The sequence below is a fragment of the Pseudomonas sp. AF03-9 genome, assembly GCF_020515815.1.
Taxonomy (GTDB): Bacteria; Pseudomonadota; Gammaproteobacteria; order Pseudomonadales; family Pseudomonadaceae; genus Aquipseudomonas.
Map to the genome: position 1 here is coordinate 27,654 of NZ_JAHPJF010000029.1, position 24,740 is coordinate 52,393.

Consider the following 24,740-nt stretch of genomic DNA (forward strand, 5'->3'; position numbering starts at 1 on the left):
TGACCATGGCGCTGGCCAAACGCATCATCCCTTGCCTGGACGTCGACAACGGTCGCGTGGTCAAGGGCGTCAAGTTCGAAAACATCCGTGACGCCGGCGACCCGGTGGAAATCGCCCGTCGCTACGATGAGCAAGGTGCCGACGAGATTACCTTTCTCGACATCACCGCCAGCGTCGACGGTCGCGACACCACGTTGCATACCGTCGAGCGCATGGCCAGCCAGGTGTTCATCCCGCTGACCGTGGGCGGTGGCGTGCGTACCGTGCAAGACATCCGCAACCTGCTCAATGCTGGTGCGGACAAGGTTTCGATCAACACCGCCGCCGTGTTCAACCCGGAGTTCGTCGGCGAAGCCGCGCAGCACTTCGGCTCGCAATGCATCGTGGTGGCCATCGACGCCAAGAAAGTCTCCGGCCCGGGTGAAACCCCGCGCTGGGAGATCTTCACCCACGGCGGTCGCAAGCCGACCGGCCTGGACGCGGTGGAGTGGGCGATGAAAATGGAAGGCCTGGGCGCCGGTGAAATCCTGCTGACCAGCATGGACCAGGACGGCATGAAAAACGGCTTCGACCTGGGCGTAACCCGCGCCATCAGCGATGCGTTGGGTATCCCGGTGATCGCCTCCGGCGGTGTCGGCAACCTGCAACATCTGGCCGACGGTGTCATCGAAGGCCATGCCAGTGCGGTACTGGCGGCGAGTATTTTCCACTTTGGCGAATACACCGTTCCCGAGGCCAAGGCCTACATGGCGGCGCGCGGTATCGTCGTTCGCTAAACGCTGCTGGACACCATGGCAGGCGCGGGGCACTCTCTGCGCTTGCCATGGATTCCGGTAACCTTCATGTTCAAAGATCTTCTGCTCGTCCTCGCCAGTACCTCCATTCTTTTGGCGGGTTCTGTCCACGCCGAGGAGCCGTCCGACACCTCCCTGGTGCTGCTGACGGAAAACTTCCCGCCGTACAACATGGCGAAGAACGGCAAGAACTTCGCCAAGGAAGAGAACATCGAAGGCATTGCCGTGGACATCGTCCGCGAGACCTTCAAGCGTGCCGGCATTTCCTACAACCTGACCCTGCGTTTTCCTTGGGAGCGCATCTACAAGCTCGCCCTGGAAAAACCCGGCTACGGCGTATTCGTGATGGCTCGCCTGCCGGACCGCGAGTCCCTGTTCAAATGGGTCGGCCCCATCGGCCCGGACGATTGGGTGCTGCTGGCCAAGGCCGACAGCACGATCCAACTGACTGACCTCGAACATGCGCGCCGTTACAGGATCGGCGCATACAAGGGCGATGCCATTGCCCAGACCCTGGAGAAGCAGGGCCTCAACCCGGTAGTGGTATTGCGCGACCAGGACAATGCGCAAAAGCTGCTGGATGGTCAGATCGACCTGTGGGCCACCGGCGATCCCGCCGGGCGCTACCTCGCCCGCCAGGTGGGCGTCACCGGCCTCAAGACCGTGCTGCGCTTCAACAGTGCGCAGTTGTACCTGGCGCTCAACAAGCAAGTGCCGGACGAGGTGGTGCTCAAGCTGCAGGCGACGCTCGATCAGCTACGGCGCGACGGTCTCATCGACGAGATCATGGCCCGCTACCTCTAGCGCGGCTTGCGTCACCGCCGGCGGCGATTCTTCGCGGGGAAATTCACTCATATAGATTTGATCGCCGCTGGTGTAGCTGACGGTGGTCGACACCTGGCTGCCGTCCTGGCGCAGCAAGCGGTATTCGCTCTGGATCAGGTAAGCGGCGACGGCCTTGTTGGCGGGAACGTAGGTGATGATGTCCAGCGACGAGGCTTGATTCCAGCCCTTGGCCGAACGTTGGGTGTGGGTGAAGTCCTGTTCCAGATGCGCCGAGAAATTCAATTCGAATACACGGTATTTGGGAGGCCATTCGCTGCACAGATCGACGCAGGTTGTCGCGGCCAGGGCCCTGGAATGGTTGCCTGTTTCGCCCTTGTTGGCGGTCCACATGAACGGTTGGCTGGTGTCGGTGGTGTTGTGGCCGAAGCCGGCGAACAGATGGCGGTCGGTGCGTTCCAGGCGGTAGGTCGGTGAGGACAGCAGCTGTTCGATGGCATTCAACTCCGGGTCTTTGACGCTGAACCACGGCAGCAGGCACACATGGGTCGTGGGCGTGGTTGCCGCCTCGTCGGGGCCGGCGTAACTGGTGAGGACCGGCGGTGGCGGGGGTTCGCGCAGTGGCGCGCTGAGGGGCAGGCGCAGTGCGTAGGTCGGCTCGGTGGGCCGGGTGTAGCGTGCGTTGGCGACGAACGTCCCGGGCGCCAGGTTGATCTCGCCGGGCGCTGCGTCCGGCACTCTGATCGACCAGGCGCTGAAGTCCCGAGAGGCGCCACTGCCTTCGTCGCTCCAGATCAAATCGCCGGGCTGGGCGCTCGTCACCAGGTCGGCGCGCACGCAGCGTACGGCATTGCTCGAAGGTTTTTCATAACCTACGCCGCACACCAGGCCCATAGCTACATAGCCTTCAGGTGGCAGCGGCCGCCAGATGGAAAAATCGTTTCGTGCACCCGAGCCTGCATCCTTCCACACTTGCTCATAGTCTGCCGGCGGGCGCAGTGCGGTGCCATTGACCTTGTTGGCATCGCTGACCACGGCGACGATCTTGCGTTGATTGATGTTGCGATAGCTGCCGGTGGCGATGTCACCCAGTGGGAAAAACTGACTGAGGGCGTCGGATGTCGTGCTGGGCCGCCACAGGCCGATGGCGCGGTGGGCGCCTGACCCCTTGTCGTTCCACAGCGGCAGGAACTCGCAGGTAAAGCTGATGAGCAGGTCGTTGAATTGCAGCGGATTCATGGGGAATCTCTCCAGTTGATTGGAGGGGGCACTATCGGTCAATCCCGGCGGCGTCCAGCGGTAGCTATGTAGGGTGCATTCAGCGCGGCTTGAGCAGATCGACCCGCAGGGTTGAAGGTTGGTCGGCCTGGTCGAATGCATACGTGCAAATCTTGATTGGCGTGTTTCTGACGCTGATCAGTTGGGCGAACTTTTCCGTCTGCATCCCAGGGAAGTCATTGAGGGGCCGCACCAGGTCAATGGGCTCGTCCTCGTCCACTTCGGTGAGCAATGGCGGGGGTGGGATTGGCAAGTAGGCGGCAGGACGCAGGCAATCGGTGGTCGCGGCCGGGCCATATTTGTAGGTGTAGCGATGCATGAATGGCGAGGCCAGGTTCCAGATCACGGTGTAGGCCCCCAGCCCATGTTTGTCGAGGCTGATCGTCAGGTTGGGCGTGCGCGCCGGCCCGGGTTCGGCGAGTTCGACGGCCAGGGTCAACGCGTTGCGCATCATGCCGTTGGTCACAGGTTGTTCGGCGGAAGCTACGCCGACGATGCACAGCATCTGCATGCCGGTCTGTGGGCCGATGGCATCGTTGATGTGGGCGTTTTCGGCGTTGATGGGCGAGCTGTAGTGCACCGGGTTTTCGCAGTCAATCGCACGGCGTGTGGTCTTGTAGCGGTAGAACGGGGTGTTGGTGGTGAAGGCCAGGTTCCAGCGCGGCACGATGTCCTTGCCTTTGGTGCCAGGCTGCTTGATGAAGTACTGCTGGATCGGCTCCGGATTTTTGAAGGTGATCGTGGTTGTCGGGAAGAGGTCGCAGTGCTCGCTGTCGGGTTTCAATACCCCGGCCGCGAAGCAGCGGTTGAGGAACGTCACCGGGCTGCCATAGTTGGTCTCGGCGTGCCAGGAGGCTTGGCCTTGGTTGACTTCGCACGGCGCGTCCCGCTGGCATTTGCGCTCCTCGGGTTGGCCGCTGGTGCTGGTGCTGAGAATGCCGAACACGGTGTTGGTTGCACGGTCGAGCAGAGGCCCGCCAAAGCTGCCGCGCATGATGCCCGGGCATTGGTTTTTCAGGGTGACGCGCCATACGAACGGTTGCTCCACCAGCTCTTGGGAGCTTTGCTGGACGCATGCGCCGAGGTGCAGGGTGTCCCATTCCGGAGCGGTCAGGGCAAGGATGTCATTGCCATCGGCAGGGACTTCTTCGGCGAGTTTGAGTGGGTTGATTCCGGCCTTGAGCAAGGCCGCCAGTGAAGTCTGCAATTCGATAATGGCCAGGTCCATGCCTTGGCTACTGCCCCATTTCAGGGTCTTGAGCGAATAGGTCTTGATCGACTCCAGGGTGTCGTCGAAGTAGTTGAAGCTGATGCTGCCTTTGATCGGCAGGTCCTTTTGCACTGCGCCGTTGAGGCGGTGCAGGCAATGGCTGCTGGTGAGTACGTAGGCCGGGCCGGATTTTCCGGCGGCGTCGCGGGTGTCCAGCAACGTAGCCGTACACAGGGTCTGGGCTTCGTTGCGAATACGGCCGACGCCATTCCAGTGGTCGTGTTCATGGCGCGCGTTGCTGAGCATGCGTGCGGGGCTGCTGTTCGGCAGGCCTTCGCCGAAATCCCGCGGTGCAGCTGTGAGTGATCCGGTGAGGCTGCCGAGCAGCAGGGCGCAGAGTGTGAGGTGGGTGATGTTCATGAAGTGTCCTGTAAGCGTGAACCTAAAGGCGCACTATTCAGGACCGGGGTTGGGGGTGGGTGGTACTTACCTAGCTGCGGGACGGTAGGTGCCGTCCTTGCCATGCCCGGCCATCGCCTGGTTGCTGCGTAGGCTGATCATCAGCTTGATGTCGATCCAGTCCACGCCCTGGGCCTTGAGCTTGGGCAATTCACGCTCGAGTACCGCCAGGGTCTGCGGGTACGGGTGGCCGATCATCACTGCCGAGCCTTGTTTGTGGGCCAGCTTGATTGCGGTCTGCAGTTGCGCGGTGATCGCCGCTTCGGTGCGCTCGTCATCCAGGAACACGTCGCGGGAAACGCTGGCCAGGCCGATCTTCTGCGCTTGGGCGGCGGCCACCGTCTGCGCGCTGGTACGGCTGTCGACAAAGAACTTGTTGCGCCGTTGCAGCTCATCCATCAACCAGGCCATGGCTGCCGGTTGCGCGGTCATGCGGCTACCCATGTGGTTGTTGATGCCGGCGGTGTAGGGTACGGCCTTGAACGCGGCGTCCAGGCGCTTGCCAAGCTCTTCGATGGGCAGCTCGGGGTGCCAGGCGAACGGGCCGGTGGCCGGGTCCATGGGCATGTGCAGGATAACGATCTTGCCGGCCTTGTGCGCCTCGCGGGCGAATTCGGCGGCGTGGGGCGTGTCGGGCATGATCGCGGTGGTTACCGGGCCGGGCAGGGCCAATACACGGCGATCCCTGGGCAGGTTTTGCCCAAGGTCGTCGATGATGAGGGTCAGGTAGGCTTTGTGCGGCGCGCCGGCAGGGGCCGCTTGCGCGACGCCTGCCAGGCTGCACAGCACAGCGATGATCAGGGCAAAACGCATATCAACGGCTGCGGGTGATGCTCAAGCCCTTGAGCAGGCTCAGCGCCTGGGCCAGTTGGTAGTCATCGTCCTGCGGCATCGGCTTGGCTTTGACGCCGCTGCCACTAGGCTTGTCGGCACCGCCGTTGCCATTGCCCAGGTGACCTTGCAGGTCGGCCTCCTTGTAGTACTCGCCGTCGGCCTCGTTGGTGATCTTGGCCTTGCGTACTTCGATGTCCGGCACGATGCCCTGGGCCTGGATCGAGCGACCGTTCGGCGTGTAGTACAGCGCGGTGGTGATCTTCAGGGCGCGGTCGTTGTTCAGCGGCAACACGGTTTGCACCGAGCCCTTGCCGAAGCTGGTGGTGCCCATCAGCACGCCGCGCTTCTGGTCTTGCAGGGCGCCGGCGACGATTTCCGAGGCCGAGGCGCTGCCGCCGTTGATCAGCACGGCCAAGGGCACGCCTTCGCTGAGGTCGTTGCCCGTGGCCGAGAAACGCAGCTCGGAGTTGGCGATACGGCCCTTGGTGTACACAATCAGGCCCTTGGTGATGAAGTGGTCGACCACTTCCACCGCCGCCTGCAACACGCCACCGGGGTTGTTGCGCAGGTCGAGCACGATGCCGTTGAGCTTCTTGCCGTTGTCCTTGCGCAGCTTGGCCAGGGCCTTGGCCACTTCGTCGCCGGTCTTGACCTGGAACTGCGTGATGCGGATGTAGCCGTAGCCCGACTCCAGCAACTGGCTCTTCACGCTCTTGACCGTGATGGTCGCGCGGGTCAGCGTCACGTCGAATGGCGCACCGCCGTCGCGCACCAGGGTCAGGGTGATTTTCTGGCCGATCTTGCCGCGCATCTTGTCGACGGCTTCGGTCATGGTCTGGCCGCGGGTAGGCTGGCCATTGATCTTGACGATGAAGTCGCCGGCCTGGATGCCGGCCTTGGACGCCGGGGTGTCATCGATGGGCGAGACGACCTTGACGTTGCCGTCTTCGGCGCCGACTTCGATGCCCAGGCCGCCGAATTCACCGCTGGTGCTTTCCTGCAGCTCGGCGAAATCTTCCGGGCCCAGGTAGGCGGAGTGCGGGTCGAGGTTGCTGAGCATGCCCTTGATGGCATTCTCCAGCAGGGTCTTGTCGTCTACGGGGTCGACATAGGCTGCCTTGATCCGGTCCATGACCTCGGCGAAGGTGCGCAGCTCGTCCAGCGGCAACGGCGCCTTGGTGGTCGCGGCCGAGGCGGCAGGTGCAGCCGGTGCGGCCTGGTCGGCGAAAGCCAGAGGCGCGCCGATCACCAGGGCGATCGTCAGAGCCAGCGAAGTGAGGCGGGACAAATGCAGCATGTCGAACGAACTCCTAATGTAGGTGCGGCCCTATCCTTGGGAACGGCACCATTGTGCAGGATCGCTCGGGCGACCCTGCTGACGAATAGCGAAGTACAGCGCCGGGGTGTCCTGGCCACCACTGTTACCGACAGTGGAGATGGATTCACCGGCTTTTACAACATCACCTGCCGACTTGAGTAATGTCTGATTGTGGCCATAAAGGCTCAAATAGCCATTACCATGATCCAAAATCACCAACAAACCGGCGCCCCGCAGCCAATCGGCAAACACCACGCGCCCACCGTGAACGGCATGCACCTGGCTACCGGCGGAGGCGCTGATCATCACGCCGTCCCACTTGGCACGGGTGTCATCACCACGGGTTTCCCCAAAGCGTGCCAGTAATCGACCATCAACAGGCCATGGAAGTTTGCCGCGGGCTGAAGCAAAAGGACCGCCGAAGTTCTCGCCGGCGCTGGAAACCAGTGGGCCAGGGGCTGCATGCGCCGGTTTACGCGGCGCCGGGGCGTCCGAGCTGGCGGCCAGCTCGGCCTCACGCTGGCGCTTTTTTTCGGCTTCCTGCTGGGCGATCAGCGCTTTTTGCCGCGCTTCTTCAGCCTCGCGTGCCTGGCGCGCCAGGGTTTCTTCAATGGTCTTGAGCACTTTGGCCAGGTCGGCCTGGTCCTGCTCGCGGGCCTGCAGCTTGGCGTCGCGGGCTTTTACGTCGTCATTGAGCTTGGCCAAGGCCAGCTGGCGTTCCTTGCGCACCTGCTCCAGTTGGTCGCGCTGGGTGTCCAGGGCGGTTTTCTGGTCAAGCAGCTGCGATTGCTGGTCGGCAATTTCCTGTTCGACGTTGGCCAGTTGGCGCAGGGTTTCGTTGAAACCCTTCAATTGCGCGAGGCGCGCCTGGCTCAGGTAGTCGTAATAGGTGAGGGTGCGCGCAAATTTTTCCGGATTCTGCTGGTTGAGCAGCAGCTTGAGGTATTCCTGGCGGCCGCTTTGGTAGGCGGCACGGGCCTGGATCGCGATCAGGCGTTGCTGTTCAACGCGGGCGCCCTGGAGTTTTTTTTTCTCAGCGTCGAGTCGCTCCAGTTCCGACTCGCTCTTCTTTAGTTCTTTTTGCAGCTCCTGGACTTGCTTCTCCAGCTTGCCCATCTCGGTCTCTGTGCCGCGCAGGTCTTTCTGCACCCCGGATTTTTCTTCCTGGAGCTTGCCGAGCAGCTTTTTCAGCTCGGTAATGTCCTGACGCGTGGCGTCCAACTGTTGTTGGGTTTGTGCGCGCTCATCGGCAAACGCCGGTTGGAGCAGGCAGGCAAGGGCAAGGGTAATCAGGGCGCGAAGCATAGAGGCGGGCGACACCAGGGAAATGGACGGCCTAGTATGCCCGGCAAGCGCTGCAAAAAAAACGCCCAATTCGGGCTGGTGGGCAAGATAGGTGCCGAGCGGTGGGGAGATGGCAAAAGGACATCTTCCAAACGACGCAAAACCAATGTGGGAGCGGGCTTGCCCGCGAATACGGTGTGTCAGTCACTGAAGCTGTCGACTGAACGAACGCATTCGCGGGCAAGCCCGCTTCCACAAGGGGTTGGTGGTGTGCTGTGGATCAGACCAGAATCGAAGTGCCGGTCATTTCAACCGGCTTCTCCAGCCCCATCAGCTTCAGCATGGTCGGCGCCACATCCGCCAGCACGCCGCCTTCGCGCACTTTCAGGTCGCGCTTGCCCACATAGATGAACGGCACCGGCTCGGTGGTGTGGGCGGTGTGGGCCTGGCCGGTGGATTCGTCGGACATCTGCTCGCAGTTGCCATGGTCGGCGGTGATCAGCGCTTCGCCACCGACTTTCTCCAGAGCCTCGACGATACGGCCGACGCAGGTGTCCAGGCATTCCACGGCCTTGATCGCGGCGGCGAGGTTGCCGCTGTGGCCGACCATGTCACCGTTGGCGTAGTTGACCACGATCACGTCGTAACGCTGGTTGTCGATGGCGTCGACGATCTTGTCGGTGACTTCCGGTGCGCTCATTTCCGGCTGCAGGTCGTAGGTGGCGACTTTTGGCGATGGGATCAGGATGCGCTCTTCGCCCGGGAACGGTTCTTCACGGCCGCCGGAGAAGAAGAAGGTCACGTGGGCGTATTTTTCGGTTTCGGCAATGCGCAGCTGGGTCTTGCCGTTTTTCGCCAGGTAGTCGCCCAGCACGTTTTCCAGGCTGCCCGGTGCAAAAGCGGCGGGGGCCGGGATGCTGGCGGCGTATTGGGTCAGGCCGACGTAGTGCACTTTCGGCTGGCGCGCGCGCGCGAACTCTTTGAAGTCATCCTCGACAAACACGCGGCTCAGTTCGCGGGCACGGTCGGCGCGGAAGTTCATGAACACCACGGCGTCGCCGTCTTCGACTTTGACCGGCTCACCGATGGTGGTGGCTTTGACGAACTCGTCGCTTTCGCCACGGGCGTAGGCGGCTTCCAGGCCTTGCTGGGCGGTGGCGGCGTTGAACTCGGCCTGGCCGTCGACGATCAGGTTGTAGGCCTGGGACACGCGGTCCCAGCGGTTGTCGCGGTCCATGGCGAAGTAGCGGCCGATGAGGCTGGCGATGCGGCCCTTGCCCAGGGCGGCGAAGGCGGCGTCGAGCAGTTCGATGGACGATTGCGCGCTTTTCGGCGGGGTGTCGCGGCCGTCGAGGAAGGCGTGCAGGTAGATCTTGTCGGCACCGCGCTTGAAGGCCAGCTCGGCCATGGCGACCAGGTGGTCCTGGTGGCTGTGCACGCCGCCATCGGACAGCAGGCCCATGAAGTGCACGGCCTTGCCGGCAGCGACAGCTTTATCGACGGCGGCGCAGAGGGTCGGGTTCTCGAAGAACTCGCCGTCGCGGATCGCTTTGGTGACGCGGGTGAAGTCCTGATAGACCACTCGTCCGGCGCCGAGATTCATGTGGCCGACTTCCGAGTTGCCCATCTGGCCGTCCGGCAGGCCGACATCCATGCCGGAACCCGAAATCAGGCCGTTGGGCATGCTGGCGGTCAAGCGGTCGAGGACCGGCTTGTCGGCCGCGTACACCGCGTTGTCGTGGTGGCTTTCGCTGTGTCCGAAGCCATCGAGAATTATCAGGACCAAAGGTTTAGGCGTAGTAGTCATAGATCCTCTCGTGGCGGTAATAAAGGAAGGCGATTGAAAAGGGAGTGGCAGTTTAAAGCGAAGTTCCAACCGCGTCACCGCTTTACGGGGGTTGGCCCCCCCTGACGGCTGTGTATACTTACCGCCATTTTAACGCCCTGGAACCTCCTTGATGGTTGATCACCTGATTGCATTTGCCACTGCCCATTATCTGCTCGTGGGTGCCTTCGTCATCCTGCTGGCGCTGCTGATCGCTCACGAGATGAGCCGTGGTGGCCGCAGCCTGAGCACATCGGAGCTGACCGCGCTGGTCAACAAGGATGAGGCCGTTGTCGTGGACATCCGCCCGGTCAAGGAATTTGCCGCCGGCCATATCGTCGGAGCCCTGAACATTCCACAGGACAAGCTGGTCGCGCGCATGGCCGAGCTGGAAAAGCACAAGGCCAAGACCATTATCCTGGTCGACGCCCAGGGCCAACACGCCGGCACCCACGCCCGCGAAATGCTCAAGGCCGGTTTCACTGCCGCCAAACTGTCCGGCGGTATCGGCAGCTGGAAAGCCGACAACCTTCCGCTGGTGAAGTGATATGAGCCAGGTTGTCGTATATTCCAGCGATTGGTGCCCTTACTGCATGCGGGCCAAGGCCTTGCTGGAGCAGAAGGGCGTTGCCTTCGAAGAGATCAAGGTCGACGGCAAACCCCAGGTGCGTGCCGAGATGGCCCAGAAAGCGGGGCGCACGTCCGTGCCGCAGATCTGGATCGGCACCCGGCATATCGGTGGTTGCGACGACCTGTTTGCCCTGGAGCGCGCCGGCAAGCTTGATGCGCTGCTCGCCTAACCCCTAAAAGACCCCAAGATCACAAGGATCTGCGATGACTGACCAACAGAACACCGAAGCTGCGCAAGACCAAAGCCCACAGTTCTCGCTGCAGCGCATCTACGTGCGTGACCTGTCGTTCGAAGCGCCGAAAAGCCCGGCCATCTTCCGTCAGGAATGGACCCCAAGCGTCGCGCTGGACCTGAACACCCGTCAAAAGGCACTGGAAGGCGACTTCCACGAAGTCGTGCTGACCCTGTCGGTCACCGTCAAGAACGGCGAAGAAGTTGCCTTCATCGCTGAAGTGCAACAGGCCGGTATCTTCCTGATCCAGGGCCTGGACGAAGCCTCCATGAGCCACACCCTGGGCGCGTTCTGCCCGAACATCCTGTTCCCGTATGCCCGTGAGACCCTGGACAGCCTGGTCACCCGTGGCTCGTTCCCGGCGCTGATGCTGGCTCCGGTGAACTTCGATGCCCTGTACGCGCAAGAGCTGCAGCGCATGCAACAGGAAGGTTCTTCGACGGTTCAGTAATCCTGAACCTGACGCAGAACTAAATGTGGGAGCGGGCTTGCTCGCGAATGCGGTCCATCAGTCGATATTTTCAGTGACTGACACACCGCTTTCGCGAGCAAGCCCGCTCCCACATTTGTTATGCGGTGCTATCTAAAGCCCAGCTGGCGCCAGCCTTCGTAAACAGCGACGGCCACGGTGTTGGACAGGTTCAGGCTGCGGCACCCTTCACGCATCGGCAAACGCAAGCGATGCCCGTCAGGCAAGGCATCCAGCACCTCGGCCGGCAGGCCACGGCTTTCCGGGCCGAACAGGAAGGCGTCGCCTTCGGCAAAGCTGGCATCATGGAACGGCCGCGAGCCCTTGGTGGTGAACGCGAACAACCGTGGGTGGCCCAGGCTTTCCAGGCAGCTGGCCAAGTCGGCGTGGCGCTTGAGCGTGGCGTACTCGTGGTAGTCCAGCCCGGCACGGCGCAGGCGTTTATCGTCCATGTCGAAGCCCAGGGGCTCGATCAAATGCAGGTGGCAGCCGCTGTTGGCGCACAGCCTGATAACGTTGCCGGTATTCGGCGGAATTTCTGGTTGAAAAAGGATGACGTGAAACATGCACGGCTCCGAAGGTAAAGATGCGCTGCATTCTACCCCCGAAGACGACCCAAGGCCGAAGCTAATGCCGAGGGTCATGGGCTCTTTGGCGATTGTCGGCATGATGGTCGGGCTGATGATTGGCCGCCTGACCACGCCGGACCCGGTTGAACTGCAACAGGTCGAGACCGCCGCGGACGGTGTGGTGGTGTGGTTCAACAGCGAACCCAAGCTGCATGGCGAGCTGATCGATGGCACCGTGGCGCTGCTGTTCGACGCCAAGGGCAAGGCCGCCGGCGGGCAACTCAAGGTCAATGACAAGGATGTGAACTGGCGCGTGCGCAAGACCGATGGCGGCTTGCTGCTGAACCTGGTGGCGGCTCGGCCGTTGCGCGGGGAGTGGAAGGGCGAGAAGGCCGACGGCCGTTGGCGGTTGGAGATCCATCTCCAGGAGCAATAAAAGAGGGAGTTCCCGGCCTGCCTGTACCAGGGCTCCCAAAACGGGCTGAAGCCGCAACGACTTCGGTGTTAAAGAGGGAAGCCCCGGCCTGCCTGTACCGAGGTTCCCGAAACGGGTGCGGGGCGCGACGCGGTTCGCATCAAGCACCCCAGGGTGTAAAGAGGGGATTCTCGGCCTGCCTGTACCAAGGTCCCCGAAACCGGGTTGTACAGGGGTTATAGCAGGGTGCGTGCCAGAGTGGCCGAGTTGTGCCAAAAAATTACTACAGAAAGCGCAAAGCCCCGGAATACGGGGCTTTGGTGGTTTCTGGCTGCTGTTTTTTTCAGCGCGGCCAGGATTTGAAGCGCTAAACCTGTGCCCGATGCCGGTTCATGGTGCATTCAAGCGGTGCACATCCCCGAAGTTTATGGCGATCCAAATGTGGGAGCGGGCTTGCTCGCGAAAGCGGTGGGTCAGACAGAACATGTGTGCCTGTTACACCGTATTCGCGAGCAAGCCCGCTCCCACGCAAGCCCGCTAGCAAATTGGATTTTCAGTGGAGCTGAGAATCAGGCGTCATCGCCCTCGTCATCATCTCCACCGTCAACCTTCATTCCCAATTCCTTGATCTTGCGCGTCAGGGTATTACGCCCCCAACCCAGCAACACCGCGGCATCGCGACGGCGACCGGCGGTGTGCTTCAAGGCGGTTTCGATCATGATGCGCTCGAACGCCGGCACGGCGCTGTCCAGCAGGTTCGACTGGCCGCGTGCCAGGGCCTGGTCGGCCCATTGGCGCAATGCCTGCTCCCAGTTGGTCACCGGCGCCGAGTCCTGCGGCAGGCTCAACAGCTCCGGCGGCAGGTCGCTGATGTGCACTTCGCGGCCGGACGCCATTACGGTGATCCAGCGGCAGGTGTTTTCCAGTTGCCGCACGTTGCCGGGCCACGGCAGGTTCTTCAGGTATTCCTCGGTCTCGCTTTTCAGCAGCTTCGGCTCGACGGCCAGTTCCTGGGCGGCGCGGCTGAGGAAGTGGCGGGCCAGGGTCGGGATGTCTTCGCGCCGGTCCGACATGCGCGGGATGTGGATACGGATCACGTTGAGACGGTGGAACAGGTCCTCACGGAATTTGCCCGCATGCACCAGGGTTTCGAGGTTCTGGTGCGTCGCCGCGATGATGCGCACGTCGACCTTGACCGGCGTGTGCCCGCCCACGCGATAAAACTCGCCATCGGCCAGTACGCGCAGCAAGCGTGTCTGGGTGTCGGCCGGCATGTCGCCGATTTCATCGAGGAACAACGTGCCGCCGTCGGCCTGTTCAAAACGCCCGCGGCGCAGGTTGGCTGCGCCGGTGAACGCGCCTTTTTCGTGGCCGAACAGCTCGGACTCCATCAGGTCCTTGGGAATCGCCGCCATGTTCAGCGCGATGAACGGCGAGGCCGCCCGTGGGCTGTGACGGTGCAGGGCGTGGGCCACCAACTCTTTACCAGTGCCCGACTCACCGTTGATCAGCACGGTGATGTTGGAGTGGCTCAAGCGCCCGATGGCGCGAAACACTTCCTGCATCGCCGGCGCTTCGCCGATGATTTCCGGGGTGCGGGCCAGGGCGGGTGGGGCTTCCTGGCTTTGCTGTTCCTGGGCGTGCTGGTTGGCGCGCTTGACCAGCGCCACCGCCTCGTCCACGTCGAACGGTTTGGGCAGGTATTCAAAGGCGCCGCCCTGGTAGGACGCCACAGCGCTGTCCAGGTCCGAGTGCGCGGTCATGATGATCACCGGCAGGCGCGGGTGTTGCTCACGGATGCGCGCCAGCAGGTCCAGGCCACTGGCGCCGGGCATGCGGATGTCGGAGATGATCACGTCGGGCTGCTGGCGTGCCAGGCGGCTCATCACGCCGTCGGCGCTGTCGAAGCTCTGGGTGGTCATGCCTTCCTGTTGCAAGGCTTTCTCGAGGACCCAGCGGATAGAACGGTCGTCATCGACGATCCAGACAGTTTCACTACGGCTCATGTCGATGGGGCTCCTTGTTCCAGAGGCAGAAAGATCGAGAACGTGGTGTGGCCAGGATGGCTCTCACATTCGATCAGACCCTGGTGCTGGCTGATGATGTTCTGGGTAATGGCCAGGCCCAGCCCGGTACCGTCCGGGCGGCCGCTGACCATGGGAAAGAAGATGGTTTCCTGGAGTTCCGCAGGAATGCCGGGGCCGTTGTCGATGATCTCGACCTTGGTCACCAGGCGATGGCGCACGTGGCCGATGGTGAACTGGCGCAGGGCGCGGGTGCGCAGGCTGATGCGGCCCAGGCGCAGCTCGTTCTGGCTGCTGATGGCCTGCATGGCGTTGCGCACGATATTGAGCACCGCCTGGATCATCTGTTCGCGGTCGATCAATACGTCGGGAATGCTTGGGTCGTAGTCGCGCACCAAGGTGATGCAGCCCTGGCTTTCGGCCTCGACCAGCTGGCAAACGCGCTCCAGGACCTCGTGCACGTTGGTCATCGCCAGGGAGGGCAGCTTGTTGGAGCCGAGCATGCGGTCCACCAGGTTACGCAAGCGGTCGGCTTCCTCGATGATGACGTTGGTGTAGTCCTTGAGGTTGTCGTCCGGCAGCTCGCGGGCGAGCAATTGCGCGGCGCCACGGATGCCGCCCAGGGGGTTCTTGATCTCGTGGGCCAGGCCGCGCACCAGCATCTTGCTGGTCTCCTGCTTGGACAGTTGCGCTTCTTCCTTGGTGATACGCAGCAGGCGGTCGCGGGGGTGAACTTCGAGCAGCAGCAGGGTGGCGCCATTGCTGAGGATCGGGGTTACGGCGTAGTCGACGGTCAGCGTCTGGCCGGTGAGTGCGGTGAGCATCGCCTCGCGCTTGGTGAATGGGTGTGCCTGCTCCACCGCCTGGCGCAGTGAGCTCAAGGCTTCGGCCGACTCGGTGAACAATTCGCTGATGAACTGCCCATGGCTGCGCTGACCACTGATGGCCAGGAGCATCTCCGCCGCCGGGTTCATGTACTCAAGGCGCAGGTCGTCATTGAGCAGGATGGTCGCGGTGGTCAGGTTGTCGAGTAACAAACGGTGCAGTGCATCACTGATGGTCATCAGGACCTCTTTTGGAGCAAGGCGCGGGCTTGAGGCACACGCTGATACAAGGAAAATGCAAAAACCAAACCAAGGCTCCGAAAAGAAGCGTAAATGCCCTGGAATAGGGGTTTAAGGCGCGAATCTGTGGCGTTCTGCCAGCTTGCTCGGGTAGTTTCGAACCAAAATGGGCTGGCAGGTGTGACGGGTGCAGCCAGTTGCACCAATATAGTGCGGTTTTGTGCCTGTTGTTCAGGAAGTGGTGGGCGGATCGCTTTCTGTGTGTGGTGAAAACGATCCTCGATAGCCGGTGGGTCAACGTTGCTCGGAAAGCGGCATGCCCGCGGTGCCGGCGTAAAAGACCAGAAGTTCGACGGGGGTGTCGCCGGTGACTCCACGATGTTCGGTGCCCATCATCTCGGCGAGGGTTTGCCCTTGTCTCAATGTGCGAGTAACCCCGCTCTGGCGGGTTTCAACGGTCAATTCTCCGGAGACGATATAGGCGGCGTTAGGCATTGGGTGGGTGTGCCATGGCAATTGCGTGTGCGCAGGAATCCTGAGCCTTATCAGCGTGAGCTGCGGCGGCCCGGAGGGGTAGACTCTGTAAGGCTCGCCGTCCCACGACTCGCTGCGCTCAAGCAGCACCTCCTTTTCGATCTGTACGGCGCCCTTTGGCTGGCTGTTGCATCCCAGCAACGATAAGCCCGACGCTGCTGCAATCAAGAGCTTGAGAGTGTCCATGGTCCATCCTGTTCTGTAAGTGAACGGTCAGGCTATGGCGACTTATCCAAGTGAAGATGCAGGACGGTGCTTCAAATCAAGTAGGCCGCGTACACAATTGTCAGCACCCTTTTGTTCAGCGTATCTGAAGCGACGGAAGGCAAGGCTCACGATGCCGTCCGGGCATCCACCAACCGAGTGCGCCGGGCGTGCAGATGCTCGGCCGCGATACCCCGGGCGACTGAATCCGGGGCAAAAAAAGACCTCCCGAAGGAGGTCTTTTTCATCACGCTACTTTAAGCAGCGCTACCGGATCAGCAGCTGTAGTACAGCTCGTATTCCAGTGGGTGTACGAAGGTGCGAACCTTGATTTCTTCTTCGCTTTTCAGGGCGATGTAGGCATCGATAAAGTCGTCGCTGAACACGCCGCCTTTGGTCAGGAACGCACGGCCCTTGTCCAGCTCTTCCAGGGCTTCTTTCAGGCTACCGCACACTTGTGGGATCTCTTTGGCCTCTTCAGGCGGCAGGTCGTACAAGTTTTTGTCGGCGGCGTCGCCAGGGTGGATCTTGTTCTGGATACCGTCCAGGCCAGCCATCAGCAGGGCTGCGAAAGCCAGGTATGGGTTGGCAGCCGGGTCCGGGAAACGTGCTTCGATACGACGGCCGCGTGGGCTGTTGACGTAAGGAATACGGATCGAAGCGGAACGGTTGCGCGCCGAGTAGGCCAGCATTACCGGTGCTTCGAAGCCTGGAACCAGACGCTTGTAGGAGTTGGTCGCCGGGTTGGTGAAGCCGTTCAGGGCCTTACCGTGCTTGATGATACCGCCGATGAAGAACAGGGCAGTTTCCGACAGGCCGGCATAACCTTCGCCAGCGAAGGTGTTCTTGCCATCTTTAGCGATGGACATGTGAACGTGCATACCCGAACCGTTATCGCCGTACAGAGGCTTAGGCATGAAGGTCGCGGTGCGGCCGTATGCATCGGCAACGTTGTGTACAACGTATTTCAGGGTTTGAACTTCGTCAGCTTTCTTCACTAGGGTGTTGAACTTGACGCCGATTTCGTTCTGGCCGGCAGTTGCCACTTCGTGGTGGTGAACTTCAACGACCTGGCCCATTTCTTCCAGTGCGTTGCACATGGAGGTACGGATTTCGTGGTCGTGGTCGAACGGAGGAACCGGGAAGTAGCCGCCTTTGATACCTGGACGGTGGCCTTTGTTGCCGCCTTCGATGTCTTGGTCGGACATCCACGAGCCTTGCTCGGAGAAGATTTTGAACATGGAGCCGGAGATGTCGGACTTGAACTTCACTTCGTCGAAGATGAAGAACTCAGGCTCAGGACCGCAGAAGACGGTGTCACCGATACCGGTGGTCTTCAGGTATTCCTCGGCGCGGTGGGCGATGGCGCGCGGGTCGCGATCGTAGCCTTGCATGGTCGAAGGTTCGATGATGTCGCAGACCAGGATCAGGGTCGGCTCTTCGGTGAACGGGTCCAGTACGGCAGAGTCGTCGTCCGGCAGCAGGATCATGTCGGAGGCTTCGATGCCTTTCCAGCCAGCGATGGAGGAACCGTCGAACATCTTGCCAACTTCGAAGAAGTCGTCTTCCAGCGCGTCGCGAGCCGGCATGGTCACGTGGTGCTGAGTGCCTTTGGTGTCCGTGAAGCGCAGATCAATCCATTTAACGTCATGATCTTTGATGAGTTGAACCGACTTCGACATAGTGTCCTCCGGGTGGCTTCGGGCTGGGGTAGTGGAGTTAGCCCTTAGAATGTGGGTGATGCCGGCGCGGATAGTCCGCCATGGCAACCTGCCTCACAAGAGAGCAAATTGCATGCCAGTGCGCCAACATGGGTTTTCTGGTCCAAAAACGCCCCTATAAAGGTGCATTGCGACAAAAGCCCGAAAATGGCGCACCGCAATGTAGCGCACGCACTGGAAAATGCACTGCTTTAGTGCGCTTGCAGTCCGATGCATATTAACTGGTTAAACCTTGAGCGATTTCCGCTATAATCCGCGCCCCCCTTTTTCAGCAGGCCCGGCGCGCGCTGTTTCCATGAAATTAATCGTTAAAGTCTTCCCCGAGATCACCATCAAAAGCCGACCGGTACGGACGCGTTTCATCCGTCAATTGGCCAAGAACATCCGTGCCGTGCTCCGTGACCTGGACCCGGCTGTGGTGGTGAACGGCGTGTGGGACAATCTCGAGCTGGAAACCCGCATTACCGACGCCAAAGCCTTGAAGGACATGACCGAACGCCTGAGCTGCATGCCGGGCATCGCGCATTTCCTGCAGGTGGATGAGTACCCGCTGGGCGACTTCGACGACATCACCGAGAAGTGCAAGCAGCACTACGGCAGCGAGCTTGAAGGCAAGATCTTTTCGGTGCGTTGCAAGCGCGCCGGCAAACACACCTTCAGCTCCATGGATGTCGAGAAATACGTCGGCAGCAAGCTGCGTCGCGAGTGCGGCGCTGCCGGAATTTCCCTGAAAGCGCCGCAAATTGAAGTGCGCATGGAAATTCGCGACCAACGGTTGTTTGTCATCCACAGCCAGCACAACAGCATCGGCGGTTACCCGCTGGGCGCCCTGGAACAGACCCTGGTCCTGATGTCCGGCGGTTTCGATTCCACGGTTGCCGCCTACCAGATCATGCGCCGCGGCCTTATGAGCCATTTCTGCTTCTTTAACCTGGGCGGGCGTGCACACGAATTGGGCGTGATGGAAGTTGCGCACTTTATCTGGAAGAAGTACGGCAGCTCCCAACGCGTGCTATTTGTAAGCGTACCGTTCGAAGAAGTGCTGGGCGAAATTCTCGGCAAAGTCGATAACAGTCATATGGGCGTGGTATTGAAGCGTATGATGTTGCGCGCTGCGTCCCGGATCGCCGATCAGTTGCAGATCGACGCCCTGGTGACGGGTGAAGCAATCTCCCAGGTGTCCAGCCAAACGCTGCCGAACCTGTCGCTGATCGATTGCGTCACCGAAAAGCTGGTCTTGCGCCCGCTGATCGCCAGTCACAAGCAGGACATCATCGACCTGGCCGAAGAAATCGGCACGGCGGATTTTGCCAAGCACATGCCTGAATATTGCGGGGTCATCTCGGTGAACCCCAAGACCCACGCCAAGCGCAACCGCGTGGAGTACGAAGAACAACAGTTCGACATGGCGGTTCTGGAGCGTGCGCTCGAGAACGCCAAGCTGGTCCCTATCGATCGTGTCATCGACGAACTGGGCCAGGACGTGAAGATCGAAGAAGTCAGCGAAGCCCTGGCCGGCCAGATCGTCATCGACATCCGTCACCCGGATGCCGCTGAAGATGAGCCGCTGGAGATTCCTGGCATCGACGTACAAACGCTGCCGTTTTATGCATTGAACGCGCGTTTCAAGGAACTGGATAACAGCCGTCAGTACCTGCTGTATTGCGACAAAGGCGTGATGAGTCGCCTGCATGCCCACCATTTGCTCAGTGAGGGGCATGCCAATGTGCGCGTTTATCGACCGAGCTAAGAGCCCGGGGCTGTTTGCCTGTGGCCTGCGTCACCGGCCCCCCGACTCTGCCGTCAAGCTGTAACGGCAAGGCCTGACTCTACTGTTAATCGCTGCCACGACCTGTCAGCACACCGAATCCTCTGATCGAGATACACAAGTGATCGAAAATCTACGTAACATCGCCATCATTGCTCACGTTGACCATGGTAAAACCACCCTGGTAGACAAACTCCTGCGTCAGTCCGGCACCCTGGAGCGCAACGAGCTCAATGACGAGCGCGTGATGGACTCCAACGACCAGGAAAAAGAGCGCGGTATTACCATCCTGGCGAAAAACACCGCCATCAACTGGAACGGCTACCACATCAACATCGTGGATACCCCGGGCCACGCCGACTTCGGCGGCGAAGTTGAACGCGTAATGTCGATGGTTGACTCCGTTCTGCTGCTGGTTGATGCCCAGGACGGCCCTATGCCGCAAACCCGTTTCGTGACCAAGAAGGCTTTCGAAGCCGGCCTGCGTCCGATCGTGTGCATCAACAAGGTTGACCGTCCAGGCGCGCGTCCGGACTGGGTTCTGGACCAGATCTTCGACCTGTTCGACAACCTGGGTGCCACCGAAGAACAGCTGGATTTCAAAGTCGTCTACGCCTCGGCCCTGAACGGCATTGCCGGTCTGGACCACAACGACATGGCTGAAGACATGACCCCGCTGTACCAGTCGATCGTCGACAACGTACCGGCGCCAAAAGTTGACCGTGACGGCCCGTTCCAGATGCAAATCTCGGCACTGGACTACAACAGCTTCCTGGGTGTTATCGGCGTTGGCCGTATCGCTCGTGGTAGCGTCAAGCCGAACACCCCGGTTGTTGCTATCGGCGCTGACGGCAAGAAACGTAACGGTCGTATCCTGAAGCTGATGGGTCACCACGGTCTGCACCGTATCGACGTTGAAGAAGCTTTCGCAGGCGACATCGTATGCGTGAGCGGTATGGACTCCCTGTTCATCTCCGACACCCTGTGCCAGCCGGACAACGTTGAGGCGATGAAGCCTCTGACCGTTGACGAGCCAACCGTTTCCATGACCTTCCAGGTAAACGACTCGCCTTTCTGCGGTAAAGAAGGCAAGTTCGTGACTTCCCGTAACATCAAGGAACGTCTGGACAAAGAGCTGCTGTACAACGTTGCACTGCGTGTTGAAGAAGGCGACTCGGCTGACAAGTTCAAGGTTTCCGGCCGTGGTGAGCTGCACCTCTCGGTACTGATCGAAACCATGCGTCGCGAAGGCTTCGAAATGGGCGTTGGTCGTCCGGAAGTGATCATCCGTCAGGTTGACGGCGTGAAGCAGGAACCGTTCGAAAACGTCACCATCGACACCCCGGAAGAATCCCAGGGCAAGGTGATGGAAGAGATGGGTCTGCGTAAAGGCGACCTGACCAACATGGTGCCGGATGGCAAAGGCCGTGTGCGTCTGGAATACAACATCCCTGCTCGTGGTCTGATCGGTTTCCGTAACCAGTTCCTGACCCTGACCAACGGTGCTGGCATCCTGACCTCGATCTTTGATCGCTACGACACCATGAAGTCCGGCGACATGTCCGGCCGTCAGAACGGTGTTCTGGTATCGGTTGAAACCGGCAAGGCGCTGACCTACTCCCTGGAAACCCTCCAGGCACGTGGCAAGCTGTTCGTTGAACACGGTCAAGAGATCTACAACGGTCAGATCGTTGGTCTGAACAGCCGTGACAACGACATGGGCGTCAACCCAACCAAAGGCAAGAAGCTCGACAACATGCGTGCTTCGGGCAAAGACGAAACCATCGCTCTGGTTCCACCTGTTCGCTTCACCCTGGAACAGGCCCTGGAATTCATCCAGGACGACGAGCTGTGCGAAGTCACGCCTAAGTCGATCCGCCTGCGTAAGAAGATCCTGGACGAAGGCGAGCGTACCCGCGCTGCCAAGAAAGCCAAGAACTGAGTTAACTCAGGCTGAATGAAAAACGCCCCCGGTCGAAAGGCCGGGGGCGTTTTTTTGTGCCTGCAAAATATGTGATGACTGTGCCGGCCCCTTCGCGAGCAAGCCCGCTCCCACATTTGAATGCATTCCAAAGTTGGAACTCGGTCAAATGTGGGAGCGGGCTTGCTCGCGGAAGCGGTAGCCCAAGCAATACAAAATGCGGATCAGAACTTATCGAGCGTCTTGAACTTGGTCTCGCGCACCACTTCCTTGGGCTTGTACGCGCAATACCCCGGCCGCGGCCCGATCTTAGGGTGGTTGCGGCAAGTATCCGGGCGCTTGTCATAAATAGTGCAGAAGCGCGTCTTACGATCCAGGAACAGGCAGTCGTTGTTGCTCATGCGCTGCAGGGTAAAAATCTCGGACTTGGAATTGAAGCGCTCGACGATGCCTTCCTTCTGCAAGCGCTTGGCGATGTTCTTCGCCGGGTCGCCCAGCTCGAACTCATCGACCAGACCAATGCGGATCAGGTCCTTGACCTTCACTTCGACCGGCAGCGTACAGCAGCTGGACACGCAGCCACCGCACATGTGTGCGGAGTATTTCTGCCATGTTTCAAGACGGTCGAGTTCCGCGGCGGCGATCAGTTGAGGCTTCATCAGGGTTCCAAAAGGTGGGGCGGTATCCGGGCGCGCGATCATACCGGGATTGGTGGTTTTTTGAACAATATTTTGCCGGTTTCGGCCGGAAGGCGTGTCTGGGCCAAAGCAGGCACGGCCAATGCATCAAAAACCGCCAAAGGTAAATGCGTTAAAAAAGTGCCGAACCAGAGCGGTCACCGTCTGTCAGACCGTCTAGGCTCTAGCAACTCCTTCTATCTCGCCCGAGGTCGCATCTGATGTCTCAGGAACCACTTGCACGAGAAGCAGAGGTAGCCGCATTTCGCGATGCTGTCTTGACCAAACTCACTTACGCGGTGGGCAAGGACCCGGATCACGCCTTCGACCATGACTGGTTCGAAGCCATTGCCCTGGCCGCCCGCGACCAGATGGTCGACCACTGGATGGACCACACGCGGCGCATTTACCGCAAAGGTCAGAAACGCGTGTATTACCTTTCCCTGGAGTTCCTCATCGGCCGTTTGCTCTACGACAGCCTGAGCAACCTCGGCGTGCTGGAGATTGCCCGCGAAGCCCTGGCCGAGTTGGGCGTGGACCTTGAGCGCATCCGTCTGCTGGAGCCCGACGCGGCGCTTGGCAACGGCGGCCTGGGCCGTCTGGCCGCGTGCTTCATGGAAAGCATGTCGACTCTCGGCATTGCCGGCCATGGTTATGGCATCCGTTATGAACACGGCCTGTTCCGCCAGGCGATTGTCGATGGCTGGCAGCAGGAACAGACCGAACACTGGCTGGATTTCGGCAACCCCTGGGAGTTCGAGCGCCCTGAGGTGGTTTACCCGATCGGCTTTGGCGGCAGCGTCGAAACCACGGTAGACGGCGCGGGCAAGTCGATCCAGATCTGGACCCCCAACGAAACCGTCCGTGCCATTGCCTACGACACCCCGGTTGTCGGCTGGCGCGGCGCCAGCGTCAACACCCTGCGTCTGTGGCGTGCCCGTGCGGTGGAAGACCTGCACCTGGAGCGCTTCAACGCCGGTGATCACCTTGGCGCCGTCGCCGAGGTCGCCCGTGCCGAAAGCATCTCCCGGGTGCTTTACCCGGCCGACAGCACCGAAGCGGGGCAGGAACTGCGCTTGCGCCAGGAATATTTCTTTGTCGCCGCGTCCCTGCAAGACCTGTTGCGCCGCCACAAGAACATGCACGGCTCGGTGCTCAGCCTGGGCGAACACGCCGCGATCCAGCTCAACGACACCCACCCGTCCATCGCCGTGGCCGAGTTGATGCGCCAACTGGTCGACCTGCATGACATTCCGTGGGACGCCGCGTGGGATGTGACGGTTGAAACCCTTTCCTACACCAACCACACCCTGCTGCCCGAGGCACTGGAAACCTGGCCTGTGGGTTTGATGGAACGCATGCTGCCCCGGCACATGCAGATCATCTACCTGATCAACGCCCAGCACATCGATTCGCTGCGCGCCAAGGGCATCCACGACTTCGACGTGCTGCGCGCCGTATCGCTGATCGAAGAAGACAACGGCCGCCGCGTGCGCATGGGTAACCTGGCGTTCCTCGGCTCCCACAGCGTCAACGGCGTGTCTGGTTTACATACCCAATTGATGCGCAGCACGGTGTTCTCTGAGCTGCACAAGCTCTACCCCGAACGCATCAACAACAAAACCAACGGCATCACCTTCCGCCGCTGGCTGTACCAGGCCAACCCCAAGCTCACCGAAATGTTGGTGGAGGCATTGGGCCCGGACATTCTCGACAACATGGAAACCCGCCTGGGCGAATTGGAAACCTTTGCCGAAAAGCAGACGTTCCGCAAAGCCTTCGCCGAGCAGCGCTTGCACAGTAAGCGGGCGCTGGCGCAAATCATCCACGAACGCCTGGGCATTTCGGTCAACCCGGCGGCAATGTTCGACGTACAGGTCAAGCGCATCCACGAGTACAAGCGCCAACTGCTCAACCTGCTGCACACCGTGGCGCTGTACCAGGCGATCCGCGCCGAGCCGGGCACCGACTGGGTGCCGCGGGTGAAGATTTTCTCGGGCAAGGCGGCGGCCAGTTATCACCAGGCCAAGCTGATCATCAAGCTGACCAACGACATCGCCCGCACGGTCAACAACGACCCCACCGTGCGTGGGCTGCTCAAGGTGGTGTTCCTGCCCAACTACAACGTCAGCCTGGCCGAAAGCATCATTCCGGCGGCGGACTTGTCGGAGCAAATTTCCACCGCCGGCTTCGAGGCCTCGGGCACCAGCAACATGAAGTTCGGCCTCAACGGCGCGCTGACCATCGGCACCATGGACGGCGCCAACGTGGAAATGCACGAACGCGTCGGCGCCGAACACATGTTCATCTTCGGCCTCAGTGCGCAGCAGGTGGAAGCGCGCAAACATGCCGGGGAGTTCAATGCTGGCCCCGATATTGCCGCCTCCCATCGCCTCAACGATGTGCTGCAAGCGATCCGCGGCGGGGTGTTCTCGCCGGATGATCCGGGGCGTTATGTGGGCCTGATCGACGGGTTGATCGACTACGACCGTTTCCTGGTGTGTGCCGACTTCGATTCCTACTGGGACGCCCAGGCGCGGGTCGAAGCGCATTGGCACGATTCCAAGGCGTGGTGGCGCTCGGCGGTGCTCAATACGGCGCGGATGGGCTGGTTCAGTTCCGACCGGACCATCCGCGAATACGCCACCGAAATCTGGAAAGCGTTGGACTAGACGCCGCACTACGTTGTGGGAGCGGGCTTGTGTGGGAGCGGGCTTGCTCGCGAA

General features: G+C 60.8%; 21 protein-coding genes. 9 read left to right on the forward strand and 12 right to left on the reverse strand.

What is annotated here, in order from left to right; all coding sequences use genetic code 11:
• The first annotated feature begins 5 nt into the window (after positions 1-5).
• Entirely contained in the window at positions 6-776 is a 771-nt protein-coding gene (hisF, locus tag LIY36_RS25705; protein ID WP_003171107.1) for an imidazole glycerol phosphate synthase subunit HisF, read from the forward strand.
• Positions 777-842: 66 nt separating this feature from the next.
• A complete protein-coding gene (locus LIY36_RS25710) occupies positions 843-1,598 on the forward strand; it encodes a substrate-binding periplasmic protein (RefSeq protein WP_226457624.1) in 756 nt (251 codons plus the stop codon).
• Here the strand turns inward: LIY36_RS25710 and LIY36_RS25715 are convergent.
• The 6 genes from LIY36_RS25715 to gpmI form a co-directional block, all read right to left on the reverse strand.
• Positions 1,551-2,816, reverse strand: a complete 1,266-nt coding sequence (locus LIY36_RS25715) for a Vps62-related protein (RefSeq protein WP_226457625.1) — start codon at positions 2,814-2,816, stop codon at positions 1,551-1,553. The two genes, LIY36_RS25710 and LIY36_RS25715, sit on opposite strands and share 48 nt — an antisense overlap.
• A gap of 79 nt (positions 2,817-2,895) precedes the next feature.
• Positions 2,896-4,485 carry a serine protease gene (locus LIY36_RS25720; RefSeq protein ID WP_226457626.1) on the reverse strand — a complete coding sequence of 530 codons (1,590 nt, stop codon included), beginning with the start codon at positions 4,483-4,485 and terminating at the stop codon, positions 2,896-2,898.
• A gap of 66 nt (positions 4,486-4,551) precedes the next feature.
• Entirely contained in the window at positions 4,552-5,337 is a 786-nt protein-coding gene (locus tag LIY36_RS25725; protein WP_226457627.1) for a divergent polysaccharide deacetylase family protein, read from the reverse strand.
• Position 5,338: 1 nt separating this feature from the next.
• A complete protein-coding gene (locus tag LIY36_RS25730) occupies positions 5,339-6,655 on the reverse strand; it encodes a S41 family peptidase (protein ID WP_192298406.1) in 1,317 nt (438 codons plus the stop codon).
• A 30-nt stretch (positions 6,656-6,685) separates the two neighbouring features.
• Positions 6,686-7,981 carry a murein hydrolase activator EnvC family protein gene (locus LIY36_RS25735; protein ID WP_192298405.1) on the reverse strand — a complete coding sequence of 432 codons (1,296 nt, stop codon included), beginning with the start codon at positions 7,979-7,981 and terminating at the stop codon, positions 6,686-6,688.
• A gap of 259 nt (positions 7,982-8,240) precedes the next feature.
• On the reverse strand, positions 8,241-9,767 hold the full coding sequence (gpmI, locus tag LIY36_RS25740; RefSeq protein WP_226457628.1) for a 2,3-bisphosphoglycerate-independent phosphoglycerate mutase: 1,527 nt from the start codon (positions 9,765-9,767) through the stop codon (positions 8,241-8,243).
• A gap of 151 nt (positions 9,768-9,918) precedes the next feature.
• Between gpmI and LIY36_RS25745 the strand changes: the two genes are divergently transcribed.
• Genes LIY36_RS25745 through secB form a run of 3 tightly spaced genes read left to right on the forward strand, consistent with a single transcriptional unit; the run spans position 9,919 to position 11,099 of the window.
• The gene (locus LIY36_RS25745) at positions 9,919-10,332 is read left to right on the forward strand and encodes a rhodanese-like domain-containing protein (protein WP_192298403.1); all 414 of its coding nucleotides are present in this window, start codon (positions 9,919-9,921) and stop codon (positions 10,330-10,332) included.
• Between the two features lies 1 nt (position 10,333).
• A complete protein-coding gene (gene grxC, locus LIY36_RS25750; RefSeq protein ID WP_192298402.1) occupies positions 10,334-10,585 on the forward strand; it encodes a glutaredoxin 3 in 252 nt (83 codons plus the stop codon).
• Positions 10,586-10,619: 34 nt separating this feature from the next.
• Complete coding sequence (gene secB, locus LIY36_RS25755; protein WP_226457629.1) at positions 10,620-11,099, forward strand: protein-export chaperone SecB; 480 nt, start codon at positions 10,620-10,622, stop codon at positions 11,097-11,099.
• Between the two features lie 128 nt (positions 11,100-11,227).
• On the opposite strand, the gene LIY36_RS25760 is transcribed toward secB, so the two are convergent.
• Positions 11,228-11,683, reverse strand: coding sequence for a tRNA (cytidine(34)-2'-O)-methyltransferase (locus tag LIY36_RS25760; RefSeq protein WP_226457630.1), 456 nt, complete (start codon positions 11,681-11,683; stop codon positions 11,228-11,230).
• Between LIY36_RS25760 and LIY36_RS25765 the strand changes: the two genes are divergently transcribed.
• Complete coding sequence (locus LIY36_RS25765; RefSeq protein ID WP_192298399.1) at positions 11,682-12,122, forward strand: hypothetical protein; 441 nt, start codon at positions 11,682-11,684, stop codon at positions 12,120-12,122. The two genes, LIY36_RS25760 and LIY36_RS25765, sit on opposite strands and share 2 nt — an antisense overlap.
• A 548-nt stretch (positions 12,123-12,670) precedes the next feature.
• Here LIY36_RS25765 and ntrC read toward each other — a convergent pair.
• The 4 genes from ntrC to glnA all read right to left on the reverse strand — a co-directional run bounded on the left by ntrC (position 12,671) and on the right by glnA (position 17,609).
• Positions 12,671-14,107, reverse strand: coding sequence for a nitrogen regulation protein NR(I) (gene ntrC / locus LIY36_RS25770; protein WP_192298398.1), 1,437 nt, complete (start codon positions 14,105-14,107; stop codon positions 12,671-12,673).
• Positions 14,104-15,189, reverse strand: coding sequence for a nitrogen regulation protein NR(II) (gene glnL / locus LIY36_RS25775; RefSeq protein WP_010213871.1), 1,086 nt, complete (start codon positions 15,187-15,189; stop codon positions 14,104-14,106). Before glnL ends, ntrC begins: the two co-directional genes overlap by 4 nt.
• A 294-nt stretch (positions 15,190-15,483) precedes the next feature.
• Positions 15,484-15,909, reverse strand: coding sequence for a cupin domain-containing protein (locus LIY36_RS25780; protein ID WP_226457631.1), 426 nt, complete (start codon positions 15,907-15,909; stop codon positions 15,484-15,486).
• A gap of 293 nt (positions 15,910-16,202) precedes the next feature.
• Positions 16,203-17,609: a type I glutamate--ammonia ligase gene (gene glnA / locus LIY36_RS25785; RefSeq protein WP_192298396.1), complete on the reverse strand. Its 1,407-nt coding sequence runs from the start codon at positions 17,607-17,609 to the stop codon at positions 16,203-16,205.
• 334 nt (positions 17,610-17,943) lie between these two features.
• Here glnA and thiI point away from each other — a divergent pair, with 334 nt between their 5' ends.
• Both thiI and typA read left to right on the forward strand, forming a co-directional pair.
• A complete protein-coding gene (gene thiI, locus LIY36_RS25790) occupies positions 17,944-19,398 on the forward strand; it encodes a tRNA uracil 4-sulfurtransferase ThiI (RefSeq protein WP_192298395.1) in 1,455 nt (484 codons plus the stop codon).
• 139 nt (positions 19,399-19,537) lie between these two features.
• Positions 19,538-21,358, forward strand: a complete 1,821-nt coding sequence (typA, locus tag LIY36_RS25795; protein WP_181080294.1) for a translational GTPase TypA — start codon at positions 19,538-19,540, stop codon at positions 21,356-21,358.
• Between the two features lie 203 nt (positions 21,359-21,561).
• Here the strand turns inward: typA and LIY36_RS25800 are convergent, their stop codons facing one another.
• Complete coding sequence (locus tag LIY36_RS25800; RefSeq protein WP_017734855.1) at positions 21,562-21,996, reverse strand: YkgJ family cysteine cluster protein; 435 nt, start codon at positions 21,994-21,996, stop codon at positions 21,562-21,564.
• 239 nt (positions 21,997-22,235) lie between these two features.
• Here LIY36_RS25800 and LIY36_RS25805 point away from each other — a divergent pair, with 239 nt between their 5' ends.
• A complete protein-coding gene (locus LIY36_RS25805; protein ID WP_226457632.1) occupies positions 22,236-24,686 on the forward strand; it encodes a glycogen/starch/alpha-glucan phosphorylase in 2,451 nt (816 codons plus the stop codon).
• Positions 24,687-24,740: the final 54 nt, after the last annotated feature.